We start from the raw sequence: 25,828 nt of genomic DNA on the forward strand, positions 1-25,828 counted from the left end.
CCGCTCTCCGTACCCATGCCAGAGGCCATGGACACCGATGACCATGGACACCGATGAAGGGAATGCCGCGATGAGCGCAGCGCAGGAGCGCCGGAACCTCCTCGAACGCCGCACCGTCGTCCTGGCGGTGGGGGCGGCCGGAGCGGCTGCCGCACTGACCGCGTGCGGAGGTCCGGACGGTTCGGGGGGCGGCGCGGAGTCGGTCGAGCAGCCGGGGAGCGGCGGGGGGAGCGGGGCCGTCCTCGCGCGGACGGCGGACATCCCGGAGGGCGGCGGGGTCGTCTTCGCCGCGCAGAAGGTCGTGGTGACCCAGCCGAGGGCCGGTGAGTTCAAGGCGTTCTCGTCCACCTGTACGCATCAGGGCTGCGCGGTGAAGGAGGTCACGGGCGGCGCGATCACCTGCCCCTGTCACAACTCGGCGTTCGACGCGGCGACGGGCGACCCCACCGCCGGGCCCGCCACCCGGCCGCTGCCCGCTCGGGAGATCACCGTGGAGGGCGGGTCGATCACGCTGGCATAGCGCCGCCGCCCGGCCTGCGGGGAGCCTTCCAGCAGCCCAGGATCTCGTCGGTGGCGGCGATCGTGGCGACCAGGGCGAGGGTGTTGCGGACCATCGCGGGAGTGTACTCGGCGGGCACCCCGGCGATCGCGTCGGCCGGGACGACCGCCGTGTAGCCGAGGTTGACGGCGTCGAACACGGCGTTGGGGACGGCGACGTTGGCCGAGACCCCGGTGACGACGAGCGTGCGGCAGCCGAGGTTGCGCAGGAGCGCGTCCACGTCGGTGCCGGCGAGCGGCGAGAGCCCGTGCAACCGGCGTACGACGAGGTCCTCGTCCGCCACCTGGATGGGCGGCGCCACCCGTACGGCGGTGGTGCCGGTGTGCTGCTGTACGGGCAGCCGTGCGGCGGCGTGGAAGAGCCGGGCGTTGCGGTTGGCGCCGCGCCCGTCCGGGCGGCTCTCGGCGATCGCGTGCATCACCTGGACCCCGCTCTCGTGGGCGGCGGCGACCAGCCGGGCGATGTTGCCGAGGACGCCCGACGACCGTGCGGCCCCGGCGAGTTCGGGCAGCGCGCTGTCCGGTCCCACGACCCCCTGCTGACATTCGACGGTGAGCAGTACGGTGGTGGCCGGGTCGAGCAGCGCGGCGAGCCGTTCCCGCGTTTCCCTGGACGCCACGGCGCTCCTCCTTCTTCCTGTGCCTGTGCTGCTGACGTCTGCCGCGTGGCGAACGGCGTTGCGCCGCACGGCAAGAACACCCATGATTTCTGACACATCGTCAGATGACAAGGGAGGACACCGCATGACCGACACCCAGCGACGCGGCCGCCGGATCATGATGACCCCGGAGGAACGGGACGCCTACCTCACCGAGCAACGCACCTGCCGGGTCGCCACCCTGGCCGCCGAAGGCCCGCCGCACATCGGCGCGCTCTGGTTCGTCTGGGACGGCTCGTCGCTCTGGCTGTACTCCATCACCCGCAGCCTGCGCTGGTCCCAGCTCCGCAAGGACCCGAGGATCGCCGTCGTGGTCGACGACGGCGAGGCGTACGAGGAACTGCGCGGCGTGGAACTCTCCGGCACGGCCCAGTTCGTCGGCGAGGCCCCGCGCACGGGTGAGCCCTGCCCCGAACTCGACGTACCGGAGCGGCTGTTCCCCGCGAAGTACTTCGGGATCACGGAGATGCCGCACGACGGACGGCACGCCTGGCTGCGGCTCACCCCGGACGCGGTCACCTCGTGGGACTTCCGCAAGATCGCGGGCCTGGCCGGGTAGTCATACCCGGATGCGGGCCCTGGCCGGGTAGTCACACCCAGATGCGGGGCCCTGTCCGGGCAGTCACCCGGATGCGGGCCTGGCCTGGTAGTCACCCGGACATGGGGGCCCCGGCCGCCACCCGCTCCCCCGCCGCCCGCAGCGCGTCGACCGCGGCGCGGACCGAGGGGCGGCGGTCCGCGTCCGTACGCCAGACGGCGTGGATGTGGCGGCGCATCGTCTGCCGCACCGGCACCAGGGAAACCCCTTCGGGCACGGGCCCCCGGCCCAGTCGGGGTGCGACGCAGACGCCGAACCCGGCCGCGATCAGGGCGAGTTGCGTATGGTGCTCACCGGCCAGGTGGGAGATGCGGGGCTCGATGCCCCGGGAGCGCAGGGTGAACATGAGCCACTCGTAACAGAATTCGCCCTCGGGCCAGGACACCCACTCGTCCTGGGCGAAGTCCTCCAGCTCCACTTCGTCCCGGCCGGCCAGCGGATGCCCCGCGGGCATGGCGATGTCCGGTGCGTCGTCCAGGAGTTCGGCCTTGGTGAGGCCCCCGGGCACGGGCAGCCGCTTGTTGCTCCAGTCGAGCACCACGGCCACGTCGACATCGCCCCGCAGGACCGCCCGGAGCCCCTGTTCCGGCTCCAGTTCCCTTGTGCGGACCTTCAGTTCGGGGTGGTCCGCGCGCAGACCGGTGAGCGTGTCGGGCAGCAGTCCGCGCGCCGCCGTGGGGAACGCCGAAAGCGTCACCTGGCCGACCACCTCGCCCCGTTGGGCCTCGATGTCGGACTGGGCCAGCTCCACCTGGGACAGGATCCGCGCCGCGTGGTCCGCGAGCAGCCGCCCCGCGTCGGTGAGACGCACCCCGCGGCCGTTCCTGGCGAGCAGCCGCTGCCCCACTTCGCGCTCCAGCTTGGCCATCTGCTGCGAGACCGCCGACGTGGTGACGTGCAGCCCGCCGGCGGCCCCGCTCACCGATCCGTGCCGGGCGAGGGCGTCCAGCGTGCGCAGCCGCTCCAGATTCAACATGTAAGTAATGCTACGCGAAAGGGCGCAGAAACTCTCACTTGTGCTACGCGGTGACGGTCGCCATCGTTGAACCCATGAGCGCCCCCTGCCACCAGCCGCCCACCCCAGCGGCCGCACCCGCACCCGCACCCCCGACCGCCCACGCCCCCGACCCCGCCCACCGACGCCCGGCCGTGGACTGGCGGATCCGGTTCGCCGCGCTCTCCCTCATCTGGGGGTTCAGCTTCCTGCTCATCAAGGTGGGCACCCAGGGGTTCGCACCGTTCCAGGTCACCTTCGGCAGGCTGCTGGCCGGGACCGCCGTCCTGGCCGTCGCGATGGCGATGCGCCGTGAGCGGCTGCCGCGCTCGGCCCGGACCTGGGTGCACATCACCGTGGCGGCGTTCTTCCTCAACGCGCTGCCGTTCTCCCTCTTCTCCTACGCCGAGCTGACCATCCCCTCCACCCTCGCCGGGATCTGCAACGCGACCTCGCCCCTGTGGGGCATGGCCCTCTCGGTGGTCGCCCTTTCCGAGGACCGCCCGACCCGCCGCCGCGTCGCCGGGCTGGGCGTGGGCTTCATCGGCGTGCTGACCGTGCTGGGGGCCTGGCAGGGCTTCTCGGGCCTGGACCTGCCGGGCACGGGGATGGCGCTGCTGGCCTCGTTCAGCTACGCGGTCGGCTGGATCTACGTCCGCCGTACGCTGTCGGGGACCGGCGCGTCGACACTGACCCTCACCGGCAGCCAGCTCTTCATCGGAACGCTGCAACTGGCCGTGGTGACACCGGTGTTCACCTCTGCTCCGGACACGTTCCCCCTGCTGCCCACCCTCTCCGTCCTGGCGCTCGGAGCGCTCGGCACGGGGCTCGCGGTCCTGCTCCAGTACGGACTGGTCCAGGAGGTCGGCCCGACGACCGGGCAGATGGTCACGTACTTCATCCCGGTGATCGCCACGGCGGCGGGCGTCGCCCTGCTCGGCGAGCGACTGAGCTGGAACACTCCGGTGGGCGTGGTGATCGTCCTGGTCGGCGCGGCCCTCACCCAGAGCCGCCCGTCGTCCGCCGCCGCCGACTCCCGTACGGCAGAAGGCGGGACGAAGCGCCTCAGCCGCACGTGACCGACCCGTACGGCACACGACCGCACGCCCACACACCTCCGCCGTACGCAGCCGGTGCGTACGGCGGAGGACCGTGCGGCAGGCGCCCGAGCCGTACGCGACAGGCGCGTACGGCCGCACGCCAAGTCCTCAGCCGTACCCGGCAGGCGCGTACGACAGCCGGCCGCACGCCCGGACCTCAGCCGTACGCGACCGGTCGCGCGGGCCCGGCCGCCGCCGCCACCGCGTCCGCCAGCGGCCCGATGTCCGCCGCCGTCAGCGGGGACACGGTGAGCCGCACCGCCTGAGGCGTGGCCATCCGAAAGCGCGCACCGGGGGCCACGGCCCAACCGGCGTGCAGCAGCCGGGCGATGGCCCCGGTCTCGTCACTGACGGGCACCCACACGTTCATCCCGCTGCGCCCGTGCGCCGCAACCCCGCGCTCGGCCAGTGCGCGCACGAGCGCGTCCCGGCGCTCCCCGTAGGACCGGGCGACGGCGGCGGTGTCGACGGCGTCCGAGGTCCACAGGTGGAGCACGGCGCGCTGAAGCAGCCGGCTCACCCAGCCGGGCCCCAGTCCCTGCCGCCCCGCGACCCGGTCGACGGTGACCGCGTCCCCGGTGAGCACGGCGACCCGCAGGTCGGGCCCGTACGCCTTGGCGGCCGAGCGGATGAACGCCCAGTGGTCCGTGGCGCCGGCCAGCGGGTGCAGCGGAAGGCCGACGATGGCGTGGCCGTGGTCGTCCTCGATCAGCAGCACGTCCGGGTGGCGGGCGAGGACGGCCTTGAGCTCCTGGGCGCGGCCCGCGCTCACCGAGGCCCCGGTGGGGTTCTGCGCGCGGTCGGTGACGACGAGCGCCCGCGCCCCGGCGCGCAGCGCCCGCTCCACGTCCGCGACCAGCGGCCCGTCGTCGTCCACCCCGACCGGCACGGCACGCAGCCCGAGCGCCGGCACGAGGTCGAGCACGCTGCCCCACCCGGGGTCCTCCACCGCCACCGAGTCCCCCGGCTTGAGGTGCGCCGCGAGCACCCGCTCGATGGCGTCGAGCGCGCCCGAGGTCACCGCGACCGGCCCCGCGGGCACCCCGTCGGCGTCCATCGCCCCGCGCGCGTACGCGGCGAACTCCGCGACCACGGGCTCCTCCCCGTACAGGCCGGGGCTCGCGGCGTCGATCGCTGCGGCAGCGGCCAGTGCCGGGCCGAGGTCCGGCAGCAGGGCGGGATCCGGGTTGCCCTCCCCCAGGTCCCGCACGCCCGGCGGGGCCTCGATGCGCAGGGAGCCGCGCGGGGTGCTGGCCGGGCGCGGACGCACCCGGCTGCCCCGGCGGCCCGCCGTCTCGATCACTCCGCGCTCGCGCAGGGTCCGGTACGCGGCCGCCACCGTGTTCGGGTTGACCTCCAGATGTGTGGCCAACTCCCGCATCGGGGGCAGCACATGACCGGGCGCGAGGTCCCCGGAACCGACCCCGCGCTCCACGCTGGCGGCGATCTCCGATGCGCGCCGCCCACTGATCCGATACTCTCCTAGCACAAACAATACTATGCACTAGTGCAATGAAATCCGCAAGGGAGCACACCATGCAGGACACCGCACCGCCCACCGCCGCGGGCCCCGGCGTCGCCGCCCCCTACACGCCCACCGACCGCACGGTCCCCACCCGGGCCAAGGAGCGCGCCTCCTACGACCGCGAGCTGGTCCACTCGACGCTCGACGCCACCTACCTCTGCCACCTCGGCTTCGTCCGGGACGGGGCGCCGGTCGTGCTCCCGACCATGTACGGCCGGGTCGGGGAGCGCCTGTACGTCCACGGGTCGACCGGATCGCGGCCACTGCGCGACACCCGCGCGGCCGACCCGGGCCTGCCGGTCTGCCTGACCGTCACCCATGTCGACGCCCTGGTGCTGGCCCGGTCCGCCTTCCACCACTCGCTGAACTACCGCTCCGTGGTGGTCCACGGCACCGCCACCGCCGTGACCGACCCCGAGGAGCGGCGGATCGCCCTCGACGCGATCGTCGACCAGGCCGTCCCCGGCCGCTCCCGGGACGCACGCCCGGCGAACGACAAGGAGCTGGCCGCCACGGCGGTCATCCGGCTGGATCTGGACGAGGTCTCCGCGAAGGTCCGCACCGGCGGCCCCAACGACGAGCCGGAGGACGTCACGCTCCCCCACTGGACCGGGATCGTGCCGCTCACCCGCGGCTACGCGCCGCCGGTCCCGGCGGACGACCTGGATCCGGCCGTGGACGTCCCGGACTATCTCCGTGCGCTCTGACGTCCGGCCGCCCGGGACCTCCCGCGAGGCACGGGTGGTGGACGGACCCGGAGCGCCGGGACGCTCCGCTTCGAGCCCGTCCACCACCCCGGTCGCTACACCGCCATGGCGTCCTGGCGGCGCGTGAGCGCGCCGGAGCGCGCCTCGGCCAGGGCCAGCCCGCCCACGGCGGTCAGCAGGAGCAGAGTGCCGACGACGGTGGCCGCCGTCAGCCGCTCCCGCAGGACGGTCACCGCGATGACCGCGGCGCTCACCGGCTCCAGGAGCATGATCACGGAGACGGTGGCCGAGCGGACGGCGGTGGCCCCCGCGAAGTACAGCGCGTACGCGAGCGCGGTGGGCACCGCCGCCACGTAGACCAGCAGCCACAGCACCTGGCCCGTCTCGGCGGTGTGCGGCACCAGGCCCTCGGCCAGCGCCATGGGCAGCAGGCCCACCGCGCCGATGCCGAACGCCCAGGCGCTGGTGGTGAGCGCGTCACCGCCGTCACCGTCCCGCCCGAGCCACCGGGTGAGCAGGGTGATCGCCGCGTACCCGGATGCGGACAGGAGCGCGAGCAGCACCCCGGCCGGGACGACGTCGCCGCCCTCGCCGCCGAGGACCAGCACGGCCAGACCGGTCAGCGCCCCGGTCACGGCGGCCAGACCGCCCCCGCCGAGGCGTTCGCCCAGCATCAGCCGTGCGCCGACCGCGATCAGGACGGGCCCCGCCCCGAGGGTGACGACGGTGCCGACCGCCAGGCCGGTGGACTCCACCGCCGCAAAGTACGCGCTCTGGAACACGGTGAGACCGACGCCCGTGGCGAGGACACGCAGCAGTCGGCGGCCCCGGGGCTCGGGCCGCCGGGGTGCGCGGCGGGGACGCAGGGCGAGCGCGCCGGCGAGCAGGACGAGGCCGCCGGCGCAGCGCCAGAAGGACAGGGCGAGGGGACCGAGATCGCTGACCCGGAAGAGCAGGGAAGCGGCCGCGCCCGCGGTCCCCCAGGCGATTCCGGCGACGACGAGATACAACAGGCTCCGCCCGATGGGCAGCCCGGAAACCGGGGTGGGCATATGACTTCTCCGGAGGAGGAAAGGGTGTGGTCGCTCGGCTCCGCACGCGGGCAGCGACGAACCGCTCGGGGACTGCCCGAGCCCGGTCCTCGTCAGGAGTGAGTGGCCGCGCGCGCTAGGCGGCGGGCGGCGGCAGCACAGTCAGATGCATGATCGGCACACTAGTGCGGGGTCCGCCCGGCGGACAACTCGCTTTCGGCGGCGGCCGCCGCCGCGCCCGTCCCCGCGGCGATGGGCCCCGAAGGCGGTTTCGGGGCGGCGGACTGCGCGATGAACGCACCGGCGAGGACGACGAAACCGCCGACGAGCTGCGGGGCGGAGAGGTGCTCGCCGAGCAGCACCCAGGCCAGGACCGTCGCGATGACCGCTTCCAGGCACGCGACGACCCCGGCCACCTGCGGCGAGAGCAGCCGGACGGAGACGACTCCGGTGGCGTACGCGAGCACGGTGGCGATCAGCACGATCCAGCCGAGCAGCAGCCAGGCGGGGATCTCGTCGCCGTTCATCCCGGCGGTCCCGCCGAGCAGCGACCAGTCCATTCCCCAGGGGCGCGCCACGACGGTCAGGACGACGGCGCCGACGATCAGTCCGTACGCGATGACGCCGACCGGATGCGGAGGCTCGGCCCGCTTCCCCTCACCGTCCCGGCCGTCCTGGCCGCCGTGGTCGGACAGGACGAAGTACCCCACCTGGCAGCAGGCCGCGCCGAGGGCGAGCAGCAGTCCGAGGGCGTCGAAGCCGAGCCCGGCCCAGACCTCCACCACACAGGCCAGGCCGCCCACCGCCAGGACCACGCCGAGCGCCGCGGCCCGGGTCACGGGCCTGCGCTGGACGAAGCGGACCCAGCCGAGGACCAGCGCGGGGGCCAGATACTCGACGAGGAGGGCCACGCCGACCGGGATACGGGAGATCGCGGCGAAGTAGCACGCCTGCACGCCGGCCACGGCGAAGAGCCCGAACCCGGCGAGCAGGGCAGGCCGCTCACGTACCAGATTCCGGTGGCGCCAGGCGACGGGCAGCATGACGACGGCGGCGCCCGCCACCCGTAGCCACACCACGTGCAGAGGGTCGAGCCCCGCCTCGATCAGCGGTTTGGCCGCCACTCCCGAACCGCCGAACGCGAAGGCCGAGGCGAGGGCGAGTCCCAGGCCGGCGCTTCTCTTCCGATTTCCGCCAGACGCGTGCATCGGCACATCATGGCAGCAGCCGACAGCACCGTCACCTCCGTCACACCTGTCGAGACGCCTCGGCCGTACGCTCGGCCGCGCGGCCCGACAACCACCGCGCGTCGACGCCCGCCCGCGTCAGCACCTCCACCGCGCGGCACTCGCCGTCGACGGCCAGCGCGGCGAGGAGGTCGAGCCCGCGGGCGCGCGCCTCACCGCGCAGCCCGGCACGGTGGAGAGCGGCCTCCATGGCGGCGACGGCCGCCGGCGACCAGCCCTCCGGGGACGACTCCCGTACGACGGGGACGGCTCCGGAATCCTCGACGGAGCCCTGCCAGCGGAGCCCGTAACCGATGCTGCGCTGGACGAGATAGCCGAGCACCCGGGCCAGCTGCGGAGCCCCGTCGAAGACCTCGCGGACCTCGGGGTCGCTCTCGACGAGGGAGTGCAGGAGGTGGGCGGTGTCGATCTGACGGTCGCCGTCCCGCAGCGCACGCCTGCGCGCCCCGGTCACCACCGAGGCCAGTTCGGCGGTGAATCCGGCATCGGGATCGGTGGGGTACGGGGTGGGCTGTTCGGGGATCCGCGTCGTCCGGTTTTGCACCCCTCCACCCCATCAGTTCCCGGGGTGCCGGGGCATCGCCGGAGGGACCCATTCCCGGGTCCCACCCAAGTCGGGCACACCGGAGCGGCCCCTCATCCTTGCGGATGAGATCACGCCACGGCGTACAACCAGGGCTCTCGAATCGGACGCGCCGCCTTGCGCCGCGCGCCCCGGGCAACCGCAGACCCCCGCCCGCACGTCCCTCAGACCACAGCACGCAACAGCGCCGGGCGGGAGAGATCACGAGTGTTCTGGATGGTCGCACTGCTCGCCCAGGACGGAATGCAGTACGTCTACCGCGTGTACGCACCGGACGACGCGCTGCCCGCCGATCTGTTCTGGGCCGCGTTCCACTGCCACGACGAGGGCCCGCACCCGCGCGCGTCGGACCGCTTCGACGCCGCGACGATCTGGCGGAACCCGGCAGCCCCGGCGAATCTGACGACCCATCAGCATTGAATGTTCCGGTCGCTGCCGCTACGTTCCGCGGCACCGTATCCGGACGGAACCAGGGGTGGTCGCATGGCCGAGGTCAGCGCGCAGGCGCGCATCGAAGCACCTGCCGAGAAAGTCTGGGCGCAACTGACGGACTTCTCGTCGTACGGCGCGTGGAACGCCACCCACACCAGCTTCCCCAAGGGCGGCCCGGCCGCGCTGGAGCTCGGGGCTGTCTACGAGGAGAACATGAAGCTCATGGGCTTCCCCGCCGAGGTGGCGTGGACGGTCGACGAGTTGGAACACGGCCGGCTGCTGACGACCCGGGGCAAGGGCCCGATGGGAGTCGACCTGACCATGCGCTACTCCCTCACGCCCGCCCCGGACGGGGACGCCACGGCGGTGCGCATCGACGGCGAGTTCACCGGCGCGGCGGTCTCCATGATGGGCGGCAGACTCAGGGACTCCGCGACGGCGGCGCTCCAGGAGTCACTGCGCAGACTCGACGGCCTGGTCGCGGCCTGACTTCGGCGGCGAACGCACGGTGGGGCCTCGCGGACAGCTGTCCGTGAGGCCCCACCGCCCGCCACCGACCGCGGTCGATGGCGGGCACCCGCTCAATGCTCGTCGGCAAGGATCAGATACAGCTTCTTGCGGGCGTCGTTGATGACGGCCATCGCCTTCTGCCGCTGCTCGGGCGAGCCGGTCTTCCAGACCTGTCCGAACGCCTCCATCAGACCGAACCCGGCCTGCCGGATCTCGTTCGCGTCCTCCCAGTCCGCGCCGCGCCCGGCCCCCTCCCACGGGGCCTCGGGAGCGGACTCCGCCTCCGCGCGTCCGGAGTCGGTGAGCGTGAAGAGCTTCTTGCCGCCCTCGCTCGCGCTGACGATCAGCCCCTCGTCCTCCAGCAGCTGGAGCGTCGGGTAGACGGACCCGGGACTGGGCCGCCAGGCCCCGCCGCTGCGCTCGCCGATCTCCTGGATCATCTCGTATCCGTGCATCGGCCGGTCCTTCAGCAGAGCCAGGATCGACGCCCGCACATCCCCGCGCCGCGCCCGGCCCCGGCCTCCACCGCCTCGACCGCGCCCCCCGAAAGGCCCGCCGCCGAACGGCGGCCCGAACGGCCCGAAGGCGGCTCGCCGCCCGCCGCCCTCATCTCGCCCGTGATGACCGGGGCCGCGGCGTCCCGGCCCGTGCTCATGCTCGTATCCGTGTGTACGCATCATTACGCTCCTTCTATCGGTGATCTTTCGCGATACTTCAACGATATATCGGAACCTATCTTCCGGCAAGCGTCTGGTCCGTGCGGGGCCCTCATTGACGTCGGCGAGCCGGTCCAGACGGCACAACACTTCGGCATCACCGCGCACCGACTCCCGCCGAGCGTGACTCGGACCGTGTGACCGAGTAGGCGGAACGCAAGGCTCCGTTCCCGTCCTGTCCTGTCCCGTCCTGTCGCCGGACGGTCATCGGGGGCGCAGCCCCGGAAGTCGTCGACGGACGGCAGGGGGTGACAGATGACAGAGGTGGCTCACGTCCGCCGGTCTCTCCGCTCAAACCCGCCCCTGCCCAGATCCCGGCCGGCAGCTCTCGTTAGGATCTCCTGATCATGGACGTGACACCGGGCAACGAGATGATCGAGGTCCCGCCGGGGCGGGTGACGCTGTCGGACCGGCGGACACAGCGCAGTTGGCCGGTCGAGCTCGCGCCCTACCGGCTCGGGGCATTCCCTGTCACCCAGGCGTTGTACGCGCAGATCACCGGCCGGCGGCCGAGTACCGCCCAGGGCGATCGGCTGCCCGTCGAGAGCGTCTCCTGGTGGGACGCGGCACGGTTCTGCAACGCCCTGTCCCAGTGCCACGGGTTCACCTCCGCCTACCACTTCCCCGCCGATGGCGAAGGCGTCGAGTGGGACGCGTCCGCCGACGGGTACCGGCTGCCGACCGAGGCCGAGTGGGAGCACGCCTGCCGTGCCGGGACGACCGGGCCGCACTACGGGGATCTCGACGAGATCGGCTGGTACCGCGGCAACTCGCATGAGCGCATCCACGAAGTGGGCGGCAAACGCCCCAACCCGTGGGGGCTTTACGACATGCTCGGCAACGCCTGGGACTGGTGCTGGGACGTCTACGACGCCGAGGTCTACGGCGAATACCGGGTGCTCCGTGGCGGTGGTTGGTTCGACGAGCACTGGAGTTGCCGCGCCTCGGCCCGTCGCCGCAGCCACCCGACCTTCCAGGTCGACGACGTGGGATTCCGCGTCGCGCGTTCCATCGTGTAGGCCACGCGGTCGACGGTGGCCGCGTGCACCTGGCGACCTGCGAGGGTCACGGCATGGCGAACCCCAACGAGTTCTGCGTGATCCCCGAGGGCCCCTTCGAACTCGACGAAGAGGGGCGCGCGGACCACCTCGGCCGACCGGTGTTCCGCTGCCCCTCCGCACTGGCGCGGGACGGCTGACGGGGTATCGGCGTCGGCGAAGAAGCCCCCGCCGGCCGAAAACGCCTTGGGTCGGCCGGGCCGCCGGCGCTAGTGTGCGCACGCAGCGAGCACACCCCGAGGAGCCCAGACATGCCCGGTCGCCCGAGCGCGCGTTGACACTGCGGTAGGCCGTGATCGGCCCTGTCATCGCGTGCTGCCCCTGATGTCGCGGCACAGCGAGCCCCACCCCGGCTCGTACCCTCGGCGCGCCCGCCTCGGCACGTCGTCGGACAGCGGGCCTCGTTCCGGCATCCCCAGGGGACTTCGTGCCGTCCGCTTCCTCCGATTCCTCCGCCCCCTCCGATTCCCACCGTCCTGTTACGTCGAGCCTGTGGCGGGACCGAGACTTCCGCAGACTCTGGGCGGGGCAGACGACCTCCCAACTCGGCGAGCACACAGCGCTGGTGGTCCTGCCGCTCTTCGCCGTCCTGACGCTCGAAGCCGACGCCGGGGAGCTGGGCGTCCTCCGCGCCGTGGGACAGGCTCCGATCCTGCTGCTCTCGCTCTTCGTCGGCGCGTGGGTGGACAGGTGGCGGACGCGCACGGTCATGGTGCTGACGGACGCCGCCCGGGCCCTGGCGCTGGGTGCGGCCGCCGTGGCCGGTCTCCTCGGCGGGCTGGGTCTGCCGGTGCTGCTCGTGCTGGCGTTCGTCGTCGGGGCGCTGTCCGTGTTCTTCGACGTGGCCTATCAGACCTCCCTTGTACGGCTGGTGAGGCGCGATCAGCTACTGGGCGGGAACAGCGCGCTCGAGGGCAGCCGGTCCGCGGCGCAGATCGGCGGTCCGGCCCTCGGCGGCGCTCTGATGTCGCTGCCGGCGGCGATCGCTGTCGCCTCCGGTGCGCTGTTCTTCGTGCTGTCGTTCCTGTCGATCGGGCGGATCAGTCGAGTCGAATCGCCCCCGGAACGTTCGGAACGCTCCCCCCGGGTAGGACGGCGCATCCGCGAGGGCCTCCGTTTCGTCGCCCGCGATGCCTCGCTGCGGACCATCTGCCTGGCCTCGGCCGCCTTTCAGTTCGCTCTGGCGGCCACCATGACCGCCTATCTGCTCTTCCTCCCGCGTGAACTGCGTCTGTCCGGCGCCATGGTCGGGCTGGCGCTCGCGGCGACGGGGCCGGGTGCGCTCCTGGGCTCGCTGCTCGCCGCCCGTCTGCCGGGCAGGTTCGGCCATGGCGCCGTGCTCGTGTGCGCGGCGGTGATCGGCAACGGGGCGCTGCTGTGCGTTCCCGCGCTGCACGGCTCCTCCCCCGGGACGGTGCCCGCGCTCCTCCTGATCACCTTCGTGTTCGGAACCTTCAGCCAGCTGGTGAACGTCACGGTCATGGCCGTCCGGCAGGCCGTCACCCCTTACGGGATGCAGGGCCGTGCGGCGGCGACGATCACCTTCGTCGGCATGGGGCTGACCCCGCTCGGTTCCCTGCTCGGCGGATACCTCGCGGCGGAGTGGGGGGTGCGCACCAGCCTCCTGGCGACGTCGGCGGGCATGATGCTGTCCCCGGCACTGATGGCCCTGTCTCCCCTGGCGCGCCTGGGGCGGCGGCTTCCGGCCGCGACGGATTCACCGCCAACGGGATCACCGGGACAACACTAGAACCAGGGTCTGACACCCGGACCGGACCCGACCGCCGTACACGTTCGGCGCGGGCACGTCCAGGAGCGCGCCTCGGCTCTGCCGGCCTACCGCTGCCTTCGGTCGGACCGTCGACCTCCCGGAACCAAGGCCAGACGTCCCGGATTGGCCTTGGTCCACGGTCCCGCGAGCGATCTACGGTCGCCGCATGAGGATTCGCATCGTCGACGCGTTCACCGACCGCCCCTTCTCCGGCAACCCCGCAGGCGTCCTCCTGCTGGACTCCGCCGCCTTCCCTGACGCCGAACGGCTCCAGGAGATCGCCGGCGAGGTCAACCTCTCCGAAACGGCCTTCGCCCACCCCCTGCCGCCGGGCGGCGAGGCCGACTGGGCGCTGCGCTGGTTCACCCCGGCCACCGAGGTGGGCATGTGCGGTCATGCCACGCTCGCCACCGCGCACATCCTGCACACCACGGGGCAGGCCACCGGCACGGTGCGCTTCACCGCGCGCTGCGGGATCGTCACCACCACCGCCCACCCGGACGGTTCCTTCACCCTCGACTTCCCCACCGCCCCGCTGCGCGCGGAGAGCGCGCCGACCGGACTCGCCGAAGCGCTGGGAGCCGAGCCGCTCTCGGTCCACGACACCGGCGAGCACATCGGCGACCTGCTCGTCGAACTGTCCGACGAGGCGACCGTACGGGCTCTCGCCCCGGACTTCGCCGCCCTCGCGGCCTGCTCCCGGCGGGGCGTCATCGCCACGGCCGCCGCCGAAGACCCCGCCCGCGGTTACGACTTCGTCTCGCGCGGCTTCTTCCCGGGCGTCGGCATCGACGAGGACCCGGTGACCGGCAGCGCCCACACCGCACTGGCCCCCTTCTGGTCGGCCCGGTTCGGCCGGAGCGACCTCACCGGGCTCCAGGCGTCCGCCCGCTCCGGCCTCGTACGCACCGCCCTGCGCGGGGAGCGCACCCTGCTGACCGGCACGGCGGTCACGGTGATCGACGGCGAGCTGCTGACGACACTCTGAGCGCGGGAGTTGCGGGGCCCGGGTACGGATGGCAGGCGCTGCGGGGCCCCGGCACGGGCAGCGGGGGCCGCGAAAGCCCGTACGCATGGCAGGAGTGCGGGGCCGTACCGACGCGAAAAGCTGCGGAGCCCCCCACTCCCCCCGCAGCCCAACCCCCCCTGCCCCCGCCCTCACAGCGTCGGCAGCCAGTCCACCCTCCCCGCGAGCAGCGCGTACCCGACGAACGCCCCGATGTCGAGCAGCGTGTGCGCGACGACCAGCGGCCCCACCCGTCCCCAGCGCCGGTACAGCAGCACGAAGACCACGCCCATCACCAGGTTGCCGATGAAGCCGCCGATGCCCTGGTACAGGTGGTACGAGCCGCGCAGTACGGAGCTCGCCACCAGTGAGGCCATCGGCGTCCACCCCAACTGGTCCAGTCTGCGCAGCAGATACGCGACGACGATGACCTCCTCCACCACGGAGTTCTCGGCCGCGGCGAGGATCAGTACGGGGAACTTCCACCAGACGTCGGGCAGCGACTCCGGAACGACGGTGAGGTTGAAACCGCTCGCCCTGGCCCCCAGGTAGAAGGCGAGCCCGGCACTGCCGATGCCGGCCGCGACCAGGGTCCCGCGACCGAGGTCGAACCACGGCCGGGTCCGGTCGAACCCGATGGTCCGCAGGCTCGCCCCCTCCCTGATGAGCAGGTGCGCCACGAGCGCGACCGGCACCAGGGCCGTTGCGATCCCGAACATTTGCCAGGCCAGATCAAGCCATGGGCGGCCTGGGGCGTACGAGCCGTTCAGCGTCGCCGCCTGGTCCTTCAGACCGCCCGGTTTCGTCAGCGATCCGATGAAACTGATAAGTGCCGACACCGCGCTCGCGCCCAGAGAGAGCGCCAGGACCAGCACCGTTTCGGACCGCAAGATCCTTCTCGATGCGTCCACTTGCGGAAAAGAATCAGCCACGCGCCCCGCCTCCACCAGTACACCCGCCTTTTGTTCTGCAATCGCGTCTCATCCCGCTCACCGTCCCGCTAGGGTCTCGAATGCAGGTACGAAGATCATGCGCGACAGGCCGGAGGACGACCACCATCACCGATGGTGCGGTCCCCCCTTTTTCCTCGTTCATCGTTCATCTTCAGGGGGCATCACCCACATGGGACGTCATAGCTTGCCCGACGCCTACGCGCCGGATGAACGCCGGGACGCTCCCCGCGGGCGCCGGCGTCGCACCATCTCCATCGCCACCCTGCTCGTCCTGGCCGTGGCGACGGGCACAGCGGTGGCGGCCAAGGGCGGCCTGTGGGCGTTCTCCGAGTCCTGCGAGAACGCCGCCGTCCGACTGTCCCTGGTCGCCTCCCCGGACATCGCGCCGGCCGTACGCTCCATAGCCGAGGAGGCCCTCGCCGACGAGGTGAGATCGGACGGCCGCTGTCTCGACGTGGAGGTGGTGGCGCGCGATTCCTCCGAGGTGGCAGCCGAACTCGCGGGCGGCGGCAAGGCCCCCGGCTTCCATATCTGGCTGCCCGACTCCGACCTGTGGCTGGACCGGGCCGAAGGGCTGGGCGAGGGCATCCCCGTCTCCCCCTCGGATTCGGTGGCCTCCTCACCGGTGGTTCTGGCCATAGTGCCGTCCGTGTCGAAACGTCTGGGCTGGCCCGACAAGACGTACGCCTGGGGCGAGTTGGTCACCGCGATCCTCCAGTCGGACAAGGTTCGCCTCGGTGCGGCGGATCCGGCGCGCAGCGCCACCGGCCTGCTGGCGCTCACCAGCATCGGCTCCTCGTCCGAGCAGCAGGGCGAAGACAGCGACACCAGGGTCGCGGAGACCGCCAAGGTGCTGGCCGAGCGGATGTCGGACAGCGACGCGCAGGCGCTGGGGACCCTGGCGCGGAGCGGCTCCGGCACCGGGGGCGGCGACGCGAAGCGCAATCAGGCGGTCCTGATCTCCGAGCAGGCGGCCTTCACCCACAACGGGGAGGCGGCCGACGACGGCAAGCTGAACCTCTTCTATCCCGAGGACGGCACTCCGCTCCTCGACTACCCGTACACCCTGGTCAACCGGGAGAAGCTGACCCTGGCGCAGTCCCGGGCGGCCCTGCGCTTCATGACCCTGCTCAACGACGGGGACTCCCGCGCCACGTTCGCCCGGTACGGGTTCCGGGCGCCGGACGGCGGGGCGCTGAGCACGGTCGTCACGTCGGCGGGCGGCCGGGCGCCCCAGCCGTACAGCACGTCGGCCGCCGAGGCGCCCTCGGCGAAGCGGCTCCAGGAGATGCTGGGGATGTGGACGATCACGGTGCGGAGCGCCCGGCTGACCACGGTGGTCGACGCGTCCGGTTCCATGTCGACGCCGGTGCCGGGACGCGCCCAGTCCCGGATGGACGTCACCAAGGAATCGCTCATCCAGGCCCTGAGCCAGTTCACCCCGGACGACGAGATCGGCCTCTGGGAGTTCGCCACCACGCTGGACGGCGAGAAGGACTACCGCGAGCTCATGCCGACCCGCCGGCTGGGCGACCCCGCCCAGGGCGGCTCCACCCACCGGGAGAAGCTGACGGCGGCGTTCGCGGGGCTCCAGCCCGTGCCGGGCGGGGCGACCGGGCTGTACGACACGATGCTGGCCTCGTACAAGGAGGCCCTGTCGACGTATGTGAAGGGCAAGTTCAACGCCCTGGTGATCCTCACCGACGGCTCCAACCAGGACGAACGCTCCATCTCACGCGGCGCGTTGCTCGCCGAGCTCAAGGAACTCGTCGACCCGGAGCGCCCCGTTCCCGTCATCGTCATCGCGGTGGGCCCGGACGCCGACCGTACGGAGGTGGCGGAGATCGCGCGGATCACCGGCGGCGACGGGTACGGGGTGAGCGACCCGGCGGACATCCAGGCCGTCATCCTCCGGGCCATCATGACGGCCGGCCAGCGCGGACACGTCCCCTAGGAATGAGGGCGGCGGCCCGGCCCGGCCGCCGCCCCCGTCCGCGTACGAGCCAACGCTCACGGCGCCGGGAACCCCACCGGCCAGGTGTGCACCGGCTCCCCCGCGTGCATCAGCTCGGCATAGCGCCGCGTGGTCGCCGCCAGGGCCGCTTCCCGGCCGAGCCCGGCCTCCAGCGCCCGGCGGTAGGTGGCGACCTGCCAGGAGGCCCCGTTGACCCGCCGCTTGCAGCGCTCCTCGATGACGCCCAGATAGCGGTCGCGGTCGGCGGGCTCGATGTGCCAGGCGTCCAGCCCGGCCGCGGCCAGCGGCAGCAGCTCCTCCCGTACCAGCTGTACGGCGGGGATCCTGGCCAGCCCGCCGGAGCGGCCGGACCGGGGCCAGAGGAGCTCGGCCTCGATGCCGTGCCGGCACGCCTCGTCGAAGTTCTCCTCCGCCGCCTCGAACGGCAGCCTGCTCCACACCGGCCGGGACTCCTCGGCGAGCGCCCGTACGAGCCCGTAGTAGAACGCGGAGTTGGCGATCACGTCCGTGACGGTCGGCCCGGCCGGCAGGACCCGGTTCTCCACCCGCAGGTGCGGAACGCCGTCGGTCATCCCGTACACCGGGCGGTTCCAGCGGTAGACCGTCCCGTTGTGCAGGACCAGCTCCGCCAGTTCGGGCACACCGCCCTCGTCGAGGACCCGCAGCGGCTCCTCCTCGTCGCAGATCGGCAGCAGCGGCGGGAAGTAGCGGAGGTTCTCCTCGAAGAGCTCGTAGGCGGAGGTGATCCAGCGCTCCCCGAACCAGGTCCTCGGCCGCACGCCCTGGTTCGCCAGCTCCGGCGGCCGTACGTCGGTGGCCTGCTGGAACAACGGGGGCCGCGACTCGCGCCACAGCTCCTTGCCGAACAGGAACGGGGCGTTGGCGCCCAGCGCGATCTGGACGGAGGCGATCGCCTGGGCCGCGTTCCACACGTCGGCGAAGCGGCCGGGCGTCACCTGGAGGTGCAACTGGACCGAGGTGCAGGCCGATTCGGGGGCGATCGAGGGCGAGGAGCAGACCAGGTGGTCCACGCCTTCGATATCCAGGACGAAATCCTCCCCCCGGGCCGCCGCCATTTGATCGTTGAGCAGGGTGTAGCGGTCCACGTCCGAGAGATTGGCCGAGACCACGTCATGCCGGCCGAGCGTCGGCAGGATTCCGATCATGACGATCCCCGCGTCCACCTCCCCGGCCTTGCGGTGCGCATAGGCGAGACCGGTCCGCAACTCCTCCGAGAGCTGATCGAATACCCGGCCGCCGAGCCGGTGCGGAACGATATTTACTTCCAGATTGAACATCCCGAGTTCGGTCTGGAAATCCCGGCTCGCGATGCGCTGGAGCACTTCTTGATTCATCATCCGGGGCATGCCGTCCGAGCCCGCGAGATTCAGCTCTATCTCCAGCCCCATCAGGTTTCTCGGCCGGTCGAACCTCCGCTCCGCCAGGAGTCTGCCCAGCCCCTCCAGGCACTGGTTGAGCTTGGTGCGGTATGCCTGCCGATCGGACAGGTCAACGGCTCCCGCCACGACCTTCTCCCCCATCGAGGGGTCCCTCCTCCAGTGGTCGGCCCGCTGACCGGGCCGTTCGCATCACGATCGATAATGCCCAGCCGGAGTGATCCGTAACGCCCCACGGGCGTCGGGAAACCCGCTAGGCTGGTTGACGGAGACCGGGGGCACATTCCTTGGGCAAGGGCCGCCCGGCATTTTCGGCCGGGGAGCACCCGGCGGAACCGTGGTGGAAACACCGACGAGTTTCGGCCGTCCGCTCCGCCGAAAGAGCCCCAGGCAGGGGCCGTGAGCGGCCGATCAAATCACCAGGAATACCGCAATTCGAAGACCGGATGCCGCCTTGCGCGAAATATGCCCGGCAGCTAGCGGAAACACTGAGTGAACACGTGTCGTATAAACTCCGCCTGACGAGGCAGAGAGTTGACGCAACCGGCCCGTCACCGGCCTCCTCTGGCTCTGGCTCCGCACGCCGACAGCGCCGTCTGCACCCGCCCACGCATCACCGTGTCTCCGAAGTGAGAGGCGACCCACTATGCCGCTGCATGTCCCCCCGGCTCCCGCGCCCGCCCTGCGCAGTGTTCTCGCGGCCCTCGGTTCCCCGACCGCGGTCCGCGAGGCGCACACCTCCGCCCTGCGGTCCGTCCAGGGACCACTGAGCCCCGAACTGCCGCTTCCCGTGCACGTTCTGGACCGGATCGCTCCGACCGGCACGGCACCCCGAACCCGCCTCGCGGCCTGGCGCTTCCTCATCCGGAGCGAGGGCCGGGCGGTCGCCGCCGCGGACACCATGCTCACGCCGGACGGCTGGAGCTTCTCGCACTTCTTCGAGGGCCCCTATCTCGCCTCGACGGAGCTCGCGGTCCGCCAGGCGGAAGCCTCGCCCACGGCGTACCAGGCGAGACTCCTGTCCATTCCCGAGCTGTACATGCTCACCCTCTGGCTGCACGACAGCACCGAGGACGACTCCTCCGACGCCTCGGTCGGCGTGCTCGCCCCGGCCGACGTCCTGGTGCCCCTCGCGCCCGCCCCGCCGGGCATCGCCGCGCACCGCCCGCACCGGGTCGCCGACCTGCTGCCCGTCATGACCCTGCGCGTGGCCCCCGGCCCACTGCTCAGCTCCGCCTGACCGGCGGCGACGGACGACCGGCCCCCACGATGACCCGCACGCCCTGCCGGCGGAACGGGTCACCGTGGGGGCTCCCTCTTGCCCACTCGGACTAGCCCGGTCCGGCCACCCCGAACCACCCGAAGGGACCGTGCAGTTGCGGTGAACCGTCCGCGCGGGTGATGCGTCATGAGAGGAGTACAGGAGCTGCGGTGAAATCCCTGCGGAATCAGCGCCGTAGGGCAACACTGGGACTCGACCGACTGATACGGGGGCGGCCATGAGCCTTTCATCCAGCCGCAGGACACTCGACTCGACGCAGCGAAAGAACCCATCCATGTGCCAGCACCAGCCACCCTGCCCGACCGCCGACTCCACCGACCGGGAGGCGGCCCGACTGACGGCACACCACCCGGAACAGGGCTGGAGCCTCTTGTGCAACGGCGTCCTGCTCTTCGAGGACACCGGCGAGCTGCTGCCCGACGGGCAGATCATCGCCCCGCACCGGCCGTTGGCGACAGGCCGCGTGGTGAAGGCCGCCTGAGGCGGACGTACGAGGACGTCCGAACAAGGCTGTACGGAGAAGGGGCCGGCCCGGGAGGATTCCCGCACCGGCCCCGACGCATGTCAGGTCACGCCCCGAAGGGTCAGTTGTCGTACTCCTCCAGCGGCGGGCAGGAGCACACCAGGTTGCGGTCGCCGAAGGCGCCGTCGATCCGGCGCACCGGCGGCCAGTACTTGTCCGCGGCGGACACCCCGGCCGGGAAGACGGCCTCCTCGCGGCTGTAGCCGTGGTCCCAGTCGCCGCCGAGCGCCGCCGCGGTGTGCGGCGCGTTGGCCAGCGGGTTGTCGTCCGCGCTCCACTCGCCGGAGGCGACCTTCTCGATCTCGGCACGGATCGCGATCATCGTGTCGCAGAACCGGTCGAGCTCGGCGAGGTCCTCGCTCTCGGTCGGCTCGATCATCAGCGTGCCGGCCACCGGGAACGACATGGTCGGCGAGTGGAAGCCGTAGTCGATGAGGCGCTTGGCGACGTCGTCGATGGAGACGCCGGTCGCCCGGGAGATCGGCCGCAGGTCCACGATGCACTCGTGCGCGACCAGTCCGGCCGGGCCGTTGTACAGGATCGGGAAGTGCGGCTCCAGGCGCTTGGCGATGTAGTTGGCGGCCAGCACGGCGACCTGCGTGGCGCGCTTGAGGCCCTCGCCGCCCATCAGACGGACGTACGCCCACGAGATCGGCAGGATGCCCGCCGAGCCCCACGGGGCGGCCGAGATCGGGCCCACGCCGGTCTCCGGGCCCGCGGCGGGCTGGAGCGGGTGGTTGGGGAGGTACGGGGCGAGGTGCGCGCGGACGCCGACCGGGCCGACGCCGGGGCCGCCGCCGCCGTGCGGGATGCAGAAGGTCTTGTGCAGGTTCAGGTGCGAGACGTCGCCGCCGAACTTGCCCGGCTTGGCCAGCCCGACCAGCGCGTTGAGGTTGGCGCCGTCGACGTAGACCTGGCCGCCCGCGTCGTGCACCTCGCCGCAGATGTCGGCGACGTGCTCCTCGAAGACCCCGTGCGTGGACGGGTAGGTGATCATGAGCACGGCCAGCTCGTCGCGGTGCTGCTCGATCTTGGCCCGCAGGTCCGCGATGTCGACCTCGCCGTCGTCGGCGGTCTTCACCACGACGACCTTCATGCCCGCCATGACCGCGCTCGCGGCGTTGGTGCCGTGCGCGGAGGAGGGGATCAGGCAGACGGTGCGCTGGTCGTCGCCGTTGGCCCGGTGGTACGCGCGGACGGCCAGCAGTCCCGCGAACTCGCCCTGGGAGCCGGCGTTCGGCTGGATGGAGACGGCGTCGTAACCGGTGACCTCCGCCAGGCGCTCCTCCAGCTCGCGGATGAGCGTGAGGAAGCCCTGCGCCTGCTCGGCCGGGGCGAAGGGGTGCAGCGCGCCGAACTCGGGCCAGGTGATGGACTCCATCTCGGCGGTCGCGTTCAGCTTCATGGTGCAGGAGCCGAGCGGGATCATGCCGCGGTCCAGCGCGTAGTCGCGGTCGGCGAGCTTGCGCAGGTAGCGCAGCATCGCGGTCTCGGAGCGGTGCTGGTGGAAGACCGGGTGGGTCAGGATGTCGTCGGAGCGCAGCAGCGCGCCGGGCAGCGCGTCGGCGGCCGAGCCGTCCAGCGCCTCGATGTCGCCGTCCGCGCCGAAGGCCGCCCAGACGGCGGAGAGCTGGGACCGGGTGGTGGTCTCGTCGCAGGCGATGGAGACGTGGTCGGCGTCGACGCGGCGCAGGTTGACCCCGCGCTCCCGGGCCTCCGCGACGATCTCCGCGGCCTTGCCGGGCGACCGCACGGTCAGGGTGTCGAAGAAGTCGCCGTGCACGACCTCGGCGCCGGCGGCGCGCAGGCCCTCGGCGAGGATCGCGGCGTAGCGGTGGGTGCGCCGGGCGATCGTGCGCAGCCCCTCGGGCCCGTGGTAGACGGCGTACATCCCGGCCATGACGGCGAGCAGGACCTGCGCCGTACAGATGTTGCTGGTGGCCTTCTCGCGGCGGATGTGCTGCTCGCGGGTCTGGAGGGCGAGGCGGTACGCCTTGTCGCCGTCCGCGTCGACGGAGACGCCGACGAGGCGGCCGGGCAGGCTGCGGGCGAACTTCTCGCGGACGGCCATGAAGCCGGCGTGCGGGCCGCCGAAGCCCATGGGGACGCCGAAGCGCTGGGTGGTGCCGACCGCGATGTCCGCGCCGAGCGCTCCGGGCGAGGTGAGCAGCGTGAGCGCCAGCAGGTCGGCGGCGACGGTGACGATCGCGCCGAGTTCGTGGGCCTGCTCGATGACGGGCTCGATGGCGCGCACAGCGCCGGAAGCGCCCGGGTACTGGAGCAGGACGCCGAAGACGCCGCGCTCGGCGATCTCGGCGGGGATGCCGTCGCCGAGGTCCGCGACGACGACCTCGACGCCGGTCGGCTCGGCGCGGGTCTCGATGACCGCGATGGTCTGCGGCAGGGTGTCGGCGTCGACCAGGAAGACGCCCTTCTTGACCTTGCCGACGCGCCGGGCGAGCGCCATGGCCTCGGCGGCGGCGGTGCCCTCGTCGAGCAGGGACGCGCCGGAGGTGGGCAGTCCGGTCAGCTCGGCGACCATCGTCTGGAAGTTCAGCAGGGCCTCCAGGCGGCCCTGGGAGATCTCCGGCTGGTACGGCGTGTAGGCCGTGTACCACGCGGGGTTCTCCATGACGTTGCGCAGGATGACGGGCGGCGTGAAGGTGCCGTAGTAGCCGAGGCCGATCATCGGGGCGAGCACCTGGTTGCGGTCGGCGAGCGACCGCAGCTCGGCCAGGACCTCGGCCTCGGTGCGCGCCGAGGGAAGGTTCAGGGCCTCCGCACTCTTGATCACGTCGGGCACCGCGGCGGCGGTCAGCTCGTCGAGGGAGCCGTAGCCGACCTGGGCGAGCATCTTCGCCTGGGCTTCGGCGTCGGGCCCTATGTGGCGCTGCTCGAACGGAATGCCCTGCTCCAGCTGGGAGAGCGGAGTGCGACGGGGGGTCATGGTGGAGGCCTCCTGGTCTGTCACGACCTGCGAGGGGCACCACGGCGCGGGTGCCCGAACGGCCTCCCCCTCTGTCATCTCAACCTGAGAGCTTCACCGGCCCGCCCGGGGGCGTGCCGACTTTCACCGTCGGTGAGGGTCGAATCCGTGCCGGCCTGCGCCCGCACGGAACCCGCCCTGCTTTCCAGAGTGACCTCAACCGTGCGGTACGGGGGCCTGAGAGATTCCGGGGAGGATTTGCTCCTTCGGCGCCTCCGGATTCTGCACCGGAGGACTCTCCCGCACGGGGTCAGCAGCCGTCTGCCAGCCTACCAGCGGCGGTCGTCGCGGGCATTCTCGAGTGGCCGACGCCACGGATCTGCACTTGTCTGGTGCTGGTGGAGCGACAGGGGACCGCCCTGAGCAGTGGCGACCAGTGGGAGGCATCGTGCAGACGGACATCGATCCGCGCCGCCTGATCGGCCGCAAGGCTTTCGATCGCAACGGGGCCAAGATCGGAACGGTCGATGAGGTCTATCTCGACGACGCGACGGGCGTGCCCGAGTGGGCGGCCGTACGCACCGGCCTGTTCAGCCGGGACGCCTTCGTCCCCCTGGAGCCCAGCGAATTCGTCGAGGACGCGCTGCGGGTCCCCTTCGACCGCGCCCTGATCAAGGGCGCACCGGACTTCGGCGTCGGCCGGCACCTCTCGCCCGAACAGGAGCTTCAGCTCTACCGGCATTACGGTCTCGACTCCGCGCTCCCGGCGGAGGCCGGCCCCGACCGGGACTTCGGCAGGCTGGCCGGCCAGGAGGAGTAGTCGACCGGGTCGCGGACCAGCGGCAGCGGATCGGCCGGCTTCAGCTCCGGGTCGTCGACACGAAAGGTGAGCACCCGGCCGACCGGCCCCCCGGGCTCCTCGAACCGGACCGTCACCCGGCCGACCCCGCTCCCCTGCACCCAGCCGTGTCCGTGTTCCGCGTGGCGCACGTCGTGTCCGGCGGGCCACCGCCGGGAGGCGGGGTGCTCCGCGCCCTCCCGCTCGGGCTCCTCGTCCACGGCTCCGGCCCCCGGCGCGCCGCCGCCGTCGACCGCGACGGGTGCGGCCGGAACATCCGGTCGCGCCGCACGCTCCGCCAGCTCCCGGGCGTCCGCCGCCTGCGCGAACAAGTCCTCCTGGGTGAAGTCCGCGAGCCCCGTGACGCCCACTCCGAGCAGCCGTACGCCCCCGGTGGTGTCGACCGACTCCAGCAGCCTCGCGGCCGCCTCACGGACCACCGTGGGGTCGTCCGTGGGGCCTCTGAGGGTCTCGGAGCGGGTCAGGGTGGAGAAGTCGTAGCGGCGCACCTTCAGCACCACGGTACGCCCCGACCGGTCGGCGGACCGCAGCCGCTCCACGCACCGCACGGCCAGCCGCTCCACCTCCGCCCGCACCCGCACCCGGTCGTGCAGGTCCACGTCGAAGGTGTCCTCCACCGATACGGACTTGGCGTCCCGCTCGGCGACCACCGGCCGGTCGTCCAGCCCCAGCGCCATCCGGTACAGCCCGTGGCCGTGCGCCTTGCCGACCAGCCGCACGAGCTCCGCCTCGCCCGCCTCGGCCAGGTCGTGGACGGTGGTCATCCCGGCGCGCCGAAGGTGGTCCCCGGTGGCGGGCCCGACGCCCGGCAGGGTCCGTACGGACATCGGGGCCAGCAGCTCGCGCTCGGTGCCCGGCTCGATGAGCATCAGCCCGTCCGGCTTGGCCTGCTCGGAGGCGATCTTCGCGAGCATCTTGGACCCGGCCAGACCCACCGAGCCGCTGAGCCCGGTGACCGCCCGGATGGCCGTGCGCAGCCGCTCCCCCGTCATACGGGCCGACGCGGCGTCGTCCGCCGCCCCGCCCGCCTCCAGGTCGACGAATGCCTCGTCCAGGCTCAGCGGCTCCACCAGCGGCGACAGTCGCCCCAGCAGCTCCATCACCTGCTCGCTGACCGACCGGTACAGCGAGAAGCGGGGCACCAGGTAGGCGGCGTTCGGCGCGAGCCGTCTGGCCTGGGCGGTCGGCATCGCGGAGTGGACGCCCAGGAGCCGTGCTTCGTACGAGGCGGTGGCGACCACACCACGCGGGCCGAGGCCGCCCACCACGACCGCCTTCCCGCGCAGGCTGGGCTTGGCCGCCTGCTCCGCCGAGGCGTAGAAGGCATCCATGTCCAGATGCAGGATGGTCGGCGCAGGTCTCACACCACCGATGCTGCACCACACCACTGACAACGGGGCGGCCCGGCACTCTGCGGA

Annotated in this window: 25 protein-coding genes and 1 riboswitch; of the genes, 14 read left to right on the forward strand and 11 right to left on the reverse strand. The window is 72.2% G+C overall.

The window, feature by feature from the left end:
• Positions 1–70: 70 nt before the first annotated feature.
• Complete coding sequence (locus tag ACLJPL_RS21200; RefSeq protein WP_411082438.1) at positions 71–520, forward strand: Rieske (2Fe-2S) protein; 450 nt, start codon at positions 71–73, stop codon at positions 518–520.
• On the opposite strand, the gene ACLJPL_RS21205 is transcribed toward ACLJPL_RS21200, so the two are convergent.
• On the reverse strand, positions 507–1,178 hold the full coding sequence (locus ACLJPL_RS21205; protein ID WP_411082439.1) for a cysteine hydrolase: 672 nt from the start codon (positions 1,176–1,178) through the stop codon (positions 507–509). The two genes, ACLJPL_RS21200 and ACLJPL_RS21205, sit on opposite strands and share 14 nt — an antisense overlap.
• Positions 1,179–1,302: 124 nt before the next feature.
• Between ACLJPL_RS21205 and ACLJPL_RS21210 the strand changes: the two genes are divergently transcribed.
• Positions 1,303–1,776 carry a pyridoxamine 5'-phosphate oxidase family protein gene (locus ACLJPL_RS21210; RefSeq protein ID WP_411082440.1) on the forward strand — a complete coding sequence of 158 codons (474 nt, stop codon included), beginning with the start codon at positions 1,303–1,305 and terminating at the stop codon, positions 1,774–1,776.
• A gap of 91 nt (positions 1,777–1,867) precedes the next feature.
• Here the strand turns inward: ACLJPL_RS21210 and ACLJPL_RS21215 are convergent, their stop codons facing one another.
• A complete protein-coding gene (locus ACLJPL_RS21215; protein WP_411082441.1) occupies positions 1,868–2,791 on the reverse strand; it encodes a LysR family transcriptional regulator in 924 nt (307 codons plus the stop codon).
• A gap of 74 nt (positions 2,792–2,865) precedes the next feature.
• On the opposite strand from ACLJPL_RS21215, the gene ACLJPL_RS21220 reads away from it, so the two are divergent.
• A complete protein-coding gene (locus ACLJPL_RS21220; RefSeq protein ID WP_411082442.1) occupies positions 2,866–3,888 on the forward strand; it encodes a DMT family transporter in 1,023 nt (340 codons plus the stop codon).
• Positions 3,889–4,066: 178 nt separating this feature from the next.
• Here the strand turns inward: ACLJPL_RS21220 and ACLJPL_RS21225 are convergent, their stop codons facing one another.
• Positions 4,067–5,398 (reverse strand): aminotransferase class I/II-fold pyridoxal phosphate-dependent enzyme, encoded by a 1,332-nt coding sequence (locus tag ACLJPL_RS21225; RefSeq protein ID WP_411082443.1) that lies wholly within the window; start codon positions 5,396–5,398, stop codon positions 4,067–4,069.
• 47 nt (positions 5,399–5,445) lie between these two features.
• Here ACLJPL_RS21225 and ACLJPL_RS21230 point away from each other — a divergent pair, with 47 nt between their 5' ends.
• The gene (locus tag ACLJPL_RS21230) at positions 5,446–6,141 is read left to right on the forward strand and encodes a pyridoxamine 5'-phosphate oxidase family protein (protein ID WP_411082444.1); all 696 of its coding nucleotides are present in this window, start codon (positions 5,446–5,448) and stop codon (positions 6,139–6,141) included.
• A 95-nt stretch (positions 6,142–6,236) separates the two neighbouring features.
• On the opposite strand, the gene ACLJPL_RS21235 is transcribed toward ACLJPL_RS21230, so the two are convergent.
• From ACLJPL_RS21235 to ACLJPL_RS21245, 3 genes are all read right to left on the reverse strand, one after another.
• A complete protein-coding gene (locus tag ACLJPL_RS21235; protein WP_411082445.1) occupies positions 6,237–7,193 on the reverse strand; it encodes a DMT family transporter in 957 nt (318 codons plus the stop codon).
• A 161-nt stretch (positions 7,194–7,354) separates the two neighbouring features.
• A complete protein-coding gene (locus tag ACLJPL_RS21240; RefSeq protein WP_411082446.1) occupies positions 7,355–8,380 on the reverse strand; it encodes an EamA family transporter in 1,026 nt (341 codons plus the stop codon).
• Positions 8,381–8,420: 40 nt separating this feature from the next.
• Entirely contained in the window at positions 8,421–8,963 is a 543-nt protein-coding gene (locus ACLJPL_RS21245) for a Clp protease N-terminal domain-containing protein (RefSeq protein WP_411082447.1), read from the reverse strand.
• Positions 8,964–9,209: 246 nt separating this feature from the next.
• Here ACLJPL_RS21245 and ACLJPL_RS21250 point away from each other — a divergent pair, with 246 nt between their 5' ends.
• Both ACLJPL_RS21250 and ACLJPL_RS21255 read left to right on the forward strand, forming a co-directional pair.
• The gene (locus ACLJPL_RS21250; RefSeq protein ID WP_411082448.1) at positions 9,210–9,422 is read left to right on the forward strand and encodes a hypothetical protein; all 213 of its coding nucleotides are present in this window, start codon (positions 9,210–9,212) and stop codon (positions 9,420–9,422) included.
• 63 nt (positions 9,423–9,485) lie between these two features.
• Positions 9,486–9,923, forward strand: coding sequence for an SRPBCC family protein (locus tag ACLJPL_RS21255; protein ID WP_411082449.1), 438 nt, complete (start codon positions 9,486–9,488; stop codon positions 9,921–9,923).
• A 92-nt stretch (positions 9,924–10,015) separates the two neighbouring features.
• Here the strand turns inward: ACLJPL_RS21255 and ACLJPL_RS21260 are convergent, their stop codons facing one another.
• Positions 10,016–10,621: a PadR family transcriptional regulator gene (locus ACLJPL_RS21260; protein ID WP_411082450.1), complete on the reverse strand. Its 606-nt coding sequence runs from the start codon at positions 10,619–10,621 to the stop codon at positions 10,016–10,018.
• Positions 10,622–11,007: 386 nt separating this feature from the next.
• On the opposite strand from ACLJPL_RS21260, the gene ACLJPL_RS21265 reads away from it, so the two are divergent.
• From ACLJPL_RS21265 to ACLJPL_RS21280, 4 genes are all read left to right on the forward strand, one after another.
• Positions 11,008–11,679 (forward strand): formylglycine-generating enzyme family protein, encoded by a 672-nt coding sequence (locus ACLJPL_RS21265; protein WP_411082451.1) that lies wholly within the window; start codon positions 11,008–11,010, stop codon positions 11,677–11,679.
• Between the two features lie 53 nt (positions 11,680–11,732).
• Positions 11,733–11,858 carry a hypothetical protein gene (locus ACLJPL_RS21270; RefSeq protein ID WP_411082452.1) on the forward strand — a complete coding sequence of 42 codons (126 nt, stop codon included), beginning with the start codon at positions 11,733–11,735 and terminating at the stop codon, positions 11,856–11,858.
• Between the two features lie 287 nt (positions 11,859–12,145).
• Positions 12,146–13,468, forward strand: coding sequence for an MFS transporter (locus ACLJPL_RS21275; RefSeq protein WP_411082453.1), 1,323 nt, complete (start codon positions 12,146–12,148; stop codon positions 13,466–13,468).
• Positions 13,469–13,655: 187 nt separating this feature from the next.
• Positions 13,656–14,477, forward strand: coding sequence for a PhzF family phenazine biosynthesis protein (locus ACLJPL_RS21280; protein ID WP_411082454.1), 822 nt, complete (start codon positions 13,656–13,658; stop codon positions 14,475–14,477).
• A gap of 170 nt (positions 14,478–14,647) precedes the next feature.
• On the opposite strand, the gene ACLJPL_RS21285 is transcribed toward ACLJPL_RS21280, so the two are convergent.
• On the reverse strand, positions 14,648–15,427 hold the full coding sequence (locus ACLJPL_RS21285) for a CPBP family intramembrane glutamic endopeptidase (RefSeq protein WP_411082455.1): 780 nt from the start codon (positions 15,425–15,427) through the stop codon (positions 14,648–14,650).
• A gap of 190 nt (positions 15,428–15,617) precedes the next feature.
• Here ACLJPL_RS21285 and ACLJPL_RS21290 point away from each other — a divergent pair, with 190 nt between their 5' ends.
• A complete protein-coding gene (locus ACLJPL_RS21290; RefSeq protein ID WP_411082456.1) occupies positions 15,618–17,402 on the forward strand; it encodes a substrate-binding and VWA domain-containing protein in 1,785 nt (594 codons plus the stop codon).
• Between the two features lie 56 nt (positions 17,403–17,458).
• Here the strand turns inward: ACLJPL_RS21290 and ACLJPL_RS21295 are convergent, their stop codons facing one another.
• Complete coding sequence (locus ACLJPL_RS21295) at positions 17,459–18,964, reverse strand: glutamate--cysteine ligase (protein WP_411082457.1); 1,506 nt, start codon at positions 18,962–18,964, stop codon at positions 17,459–17,461.
• A gap of 502 nt (positions 18,965–19,466) precedes the next feature.
• Between ACLJPL_RS21295 and ACLJPL_RS21300 the strand changes: the two genes are divergently transcribed.
• Positions 19,467–20,060: a hypothetical protein gene (locus tag ACLJPL_RS21300; RefSeq protein WP_411082458.1), complete on the forward strand. Its 594-nt coding sequence runs from the start codon at positions 19,467–19,469 to the stop codon at positions 20,058–20,060.
• Positions 20,061–20,376: 316 nt separating this feature from the next.
• Positions 20,377–20,583 carry a DUF5999 family protein gene (locus tag ACLJPL_RS21305; RefSeq protein WP_411082459.1) on the forward strand — a complete coding sequence of 69 codons (207 nt, stop codon included), beginning with the start codon at positions 20,377–20,379 and terminating at the stop codon, positions 20,581–20,583.
• A 103-nt stretch (positions 20,584–20,686) separates the two neighbouring features.
• Here ACLJPL_RS21305 and gcvP read toward each other — a convergent pair whose 3' ends face one another.
• Positions 20,687–23,572 carry an aminomethyl-transferring glycine dehydrogenase gene (gene gcvP, locus ACLJPL_RS21310; protein ID WP_411082460.1) on the reverse strand — a complete coding sequence of 962 codons (2,886 nt, stop codon included), beginning with the start codon at positions 23,570–23,572 and terminating at the stop codon, positions 20,687–20,689.
• 194 nt (positions 23,573–23,766) lie between these two features.
• Positions 23,767–23,864: riboswitch (glycine riboswitch) on the reverse strand.
• Positions 23,865–23,999: 135 nt separating this feature from the next.
• On the opposite strand from gcvP, the gene ACLJPL_RS21315 reads away from it, so the two are divergent.
• Positions 24,000–24,371, forward strand: coding sequence for a PRC-barrel domain-containing protein (locus tag ACLJPL_RS21315; RefSeq protein WP_411082461.1), 372 nt, complete (start codon positions 24,000–24,002; stop codon positions 24,369–24,371).
• Here ACLJPL_RS21315 and ACLJPL_RS21320 read toward each other — a convergent pair.
• Positions 24,293–25,774, reverse strand: coding sequence for a DNA polymerase IV (locus tag ACLJPL_RS21320; protein ID WP_411082462.1), 1,482 nt, complete (start codon positions 25,772–25,774; stop codon positions 24,293–24,295). The genes ACLJPL_RS21315 and ACLJPL_RS21320 overlap by 79 nt on opposite strands.
• Positions 25,775–25,828 lie beyond the last annotated feature (54 nt).

Origin of the sequence: Streptomyces sp. cmx-18-6, from assembly GCF_046548915.1 — a bacterium.
Taxonomy (GTDB): domain Bacteria; phylum Actinomycetota; class Actinomycetes; order Streptomycetales; family Streptomycetaceae; genus Streptomyces.

What these genes read in the sequence shown, in the direction of transcription:
- ACLJPL_RS21200 (WP_411082438.1), top strand. Translation starts at nt 71, where the DNA reads ATGAGCGCAGCGCAGGAGCGCCGGAACCTCCTCGAACGCCGCACCGTC.
- ACLJPL_RS21210 (WP_411082440.1), top strand. Translation starts at nt 1,303, where the DNA reads ATGACCGACACCCAGCGACGCGGCCGCCGGATCATGATGACCCCGGAG.
- ACLJPL_RS21215 (WP_411082441.1), bottom strand. Translation starts at nt 2,791, where the DNA reads ATGTTGAATCTGGAGCGGCTGCGCACGCTGGACGCCCTCGCCCGGCAC.
- ACLJPL_RS21220 (WP_411082442.1), top strand. Translation starts at nt 2,866, where the DNA reads ATGAGCGCCCCCTGCCACCAGCCGCCCACCCCAGCGGCCGCACCCGCA.
- ACLJPL_RS21230 (WP_411082444.1), top strand. Translation starts at nt 5,446, where the DNA reads ATGCAGGACACCGCACCGCCCACCGCCGCGGGCCCCGGCGTCGCCGCC.
- ACLJPL_RS21235 (WP_411082445.1), bottom strand. Translation starts at nt 7,193, where the DNA reads ATGCCCACCCCGGTTTCCGGGCTGCCCATCGGGCGGAGCCTGTTGTAT.
- ACLJPL_RS21240 (WP_411082446.1), bottom strand. Translation starts at nt 8,380, where the DNA reads ATGCACGCGTCTGGCGGAAATCGGAAGAGAAGCGCCGGCCTGGGACTC.
- ACLJPL_RS21255 (WP_411082449.1), top strand. Translation starts at nt 9,486, where the DNA reads ATGGCCGAGGTCAGCGCGCAGGCGCGCATCGAAGCACCTGCCGAGAAA.
- ACLJPL_RS21260 (WP_411082450.1), bottom strand. Translation starts at nt 10,621, where the DNA reads ATGCGTACACACGGATACGAGCATGAGCACGGGCCGGGACGCCGCGGC.
- ACLJPL_RS21265 (WP_411082451.1), top strand. Translation starts at nt 11,008, where the DNA reads ATGGACGTGACACCGGGCAACGAGATGATCGAGGTCCCGCCGGGGCGG.
- ACLJPL_RS21270 (WP_411082452.1), top strand. Translation starts at nt 11,733, where the DNA reads ATGGCGAACCCCAACGAGTTCTGCGTGATCCCCGAGGGCCCCTTCGAA.
- ACLJPL_RS21280 (WP_411082454.1), top strand. Translation starts at nt 13,656, where the DNA reads ATGAGGATTCGCATCGTCGACGCGTTCACCGACCGCCCCTTCTCCGGC.
- ACLJPL_RS21290 (WP_411082456.1), top strand. Translation starts at nt 15,618, where the DNA reads ATGGGACGTCATAGCTTGCCCGACGCCTACGCGCCGGATGAACGCCGG.
- ACLJPL_RS21295 (WP_411082457.1), bottom strand. Translation starts at nt 18,964, where the DNA reads ATGGGGGAGAAGGTCGTGGCGGGAGCCGTTGACCTGTCCGATCGGCAG.
- ACLJPL_RS21300 (WP_411082458.1), top strand. Translation starts at nt 19,467, where the DNA reads ATGCCGCTGCATGTCCCCCCGGCTCCCGCGCCCGCCCTGCGCAGTGTT.
- ACLJPL_RS21305 (WP_411082459.1), top strand. Translation starts at nt 20,377, where the DNA reads ATGTGCCAGCACCAGCCACCCTGCCCGACCGCCGACTCCACCGACCGG.
- gcvP (WP_411082460.1), bottom strand. Translation starts at nt 23,572, where the DNA reads ATGACCCCCCGTCGCACTCCGCTCTCCCAGCTGGAGCAGGGCATTCCG.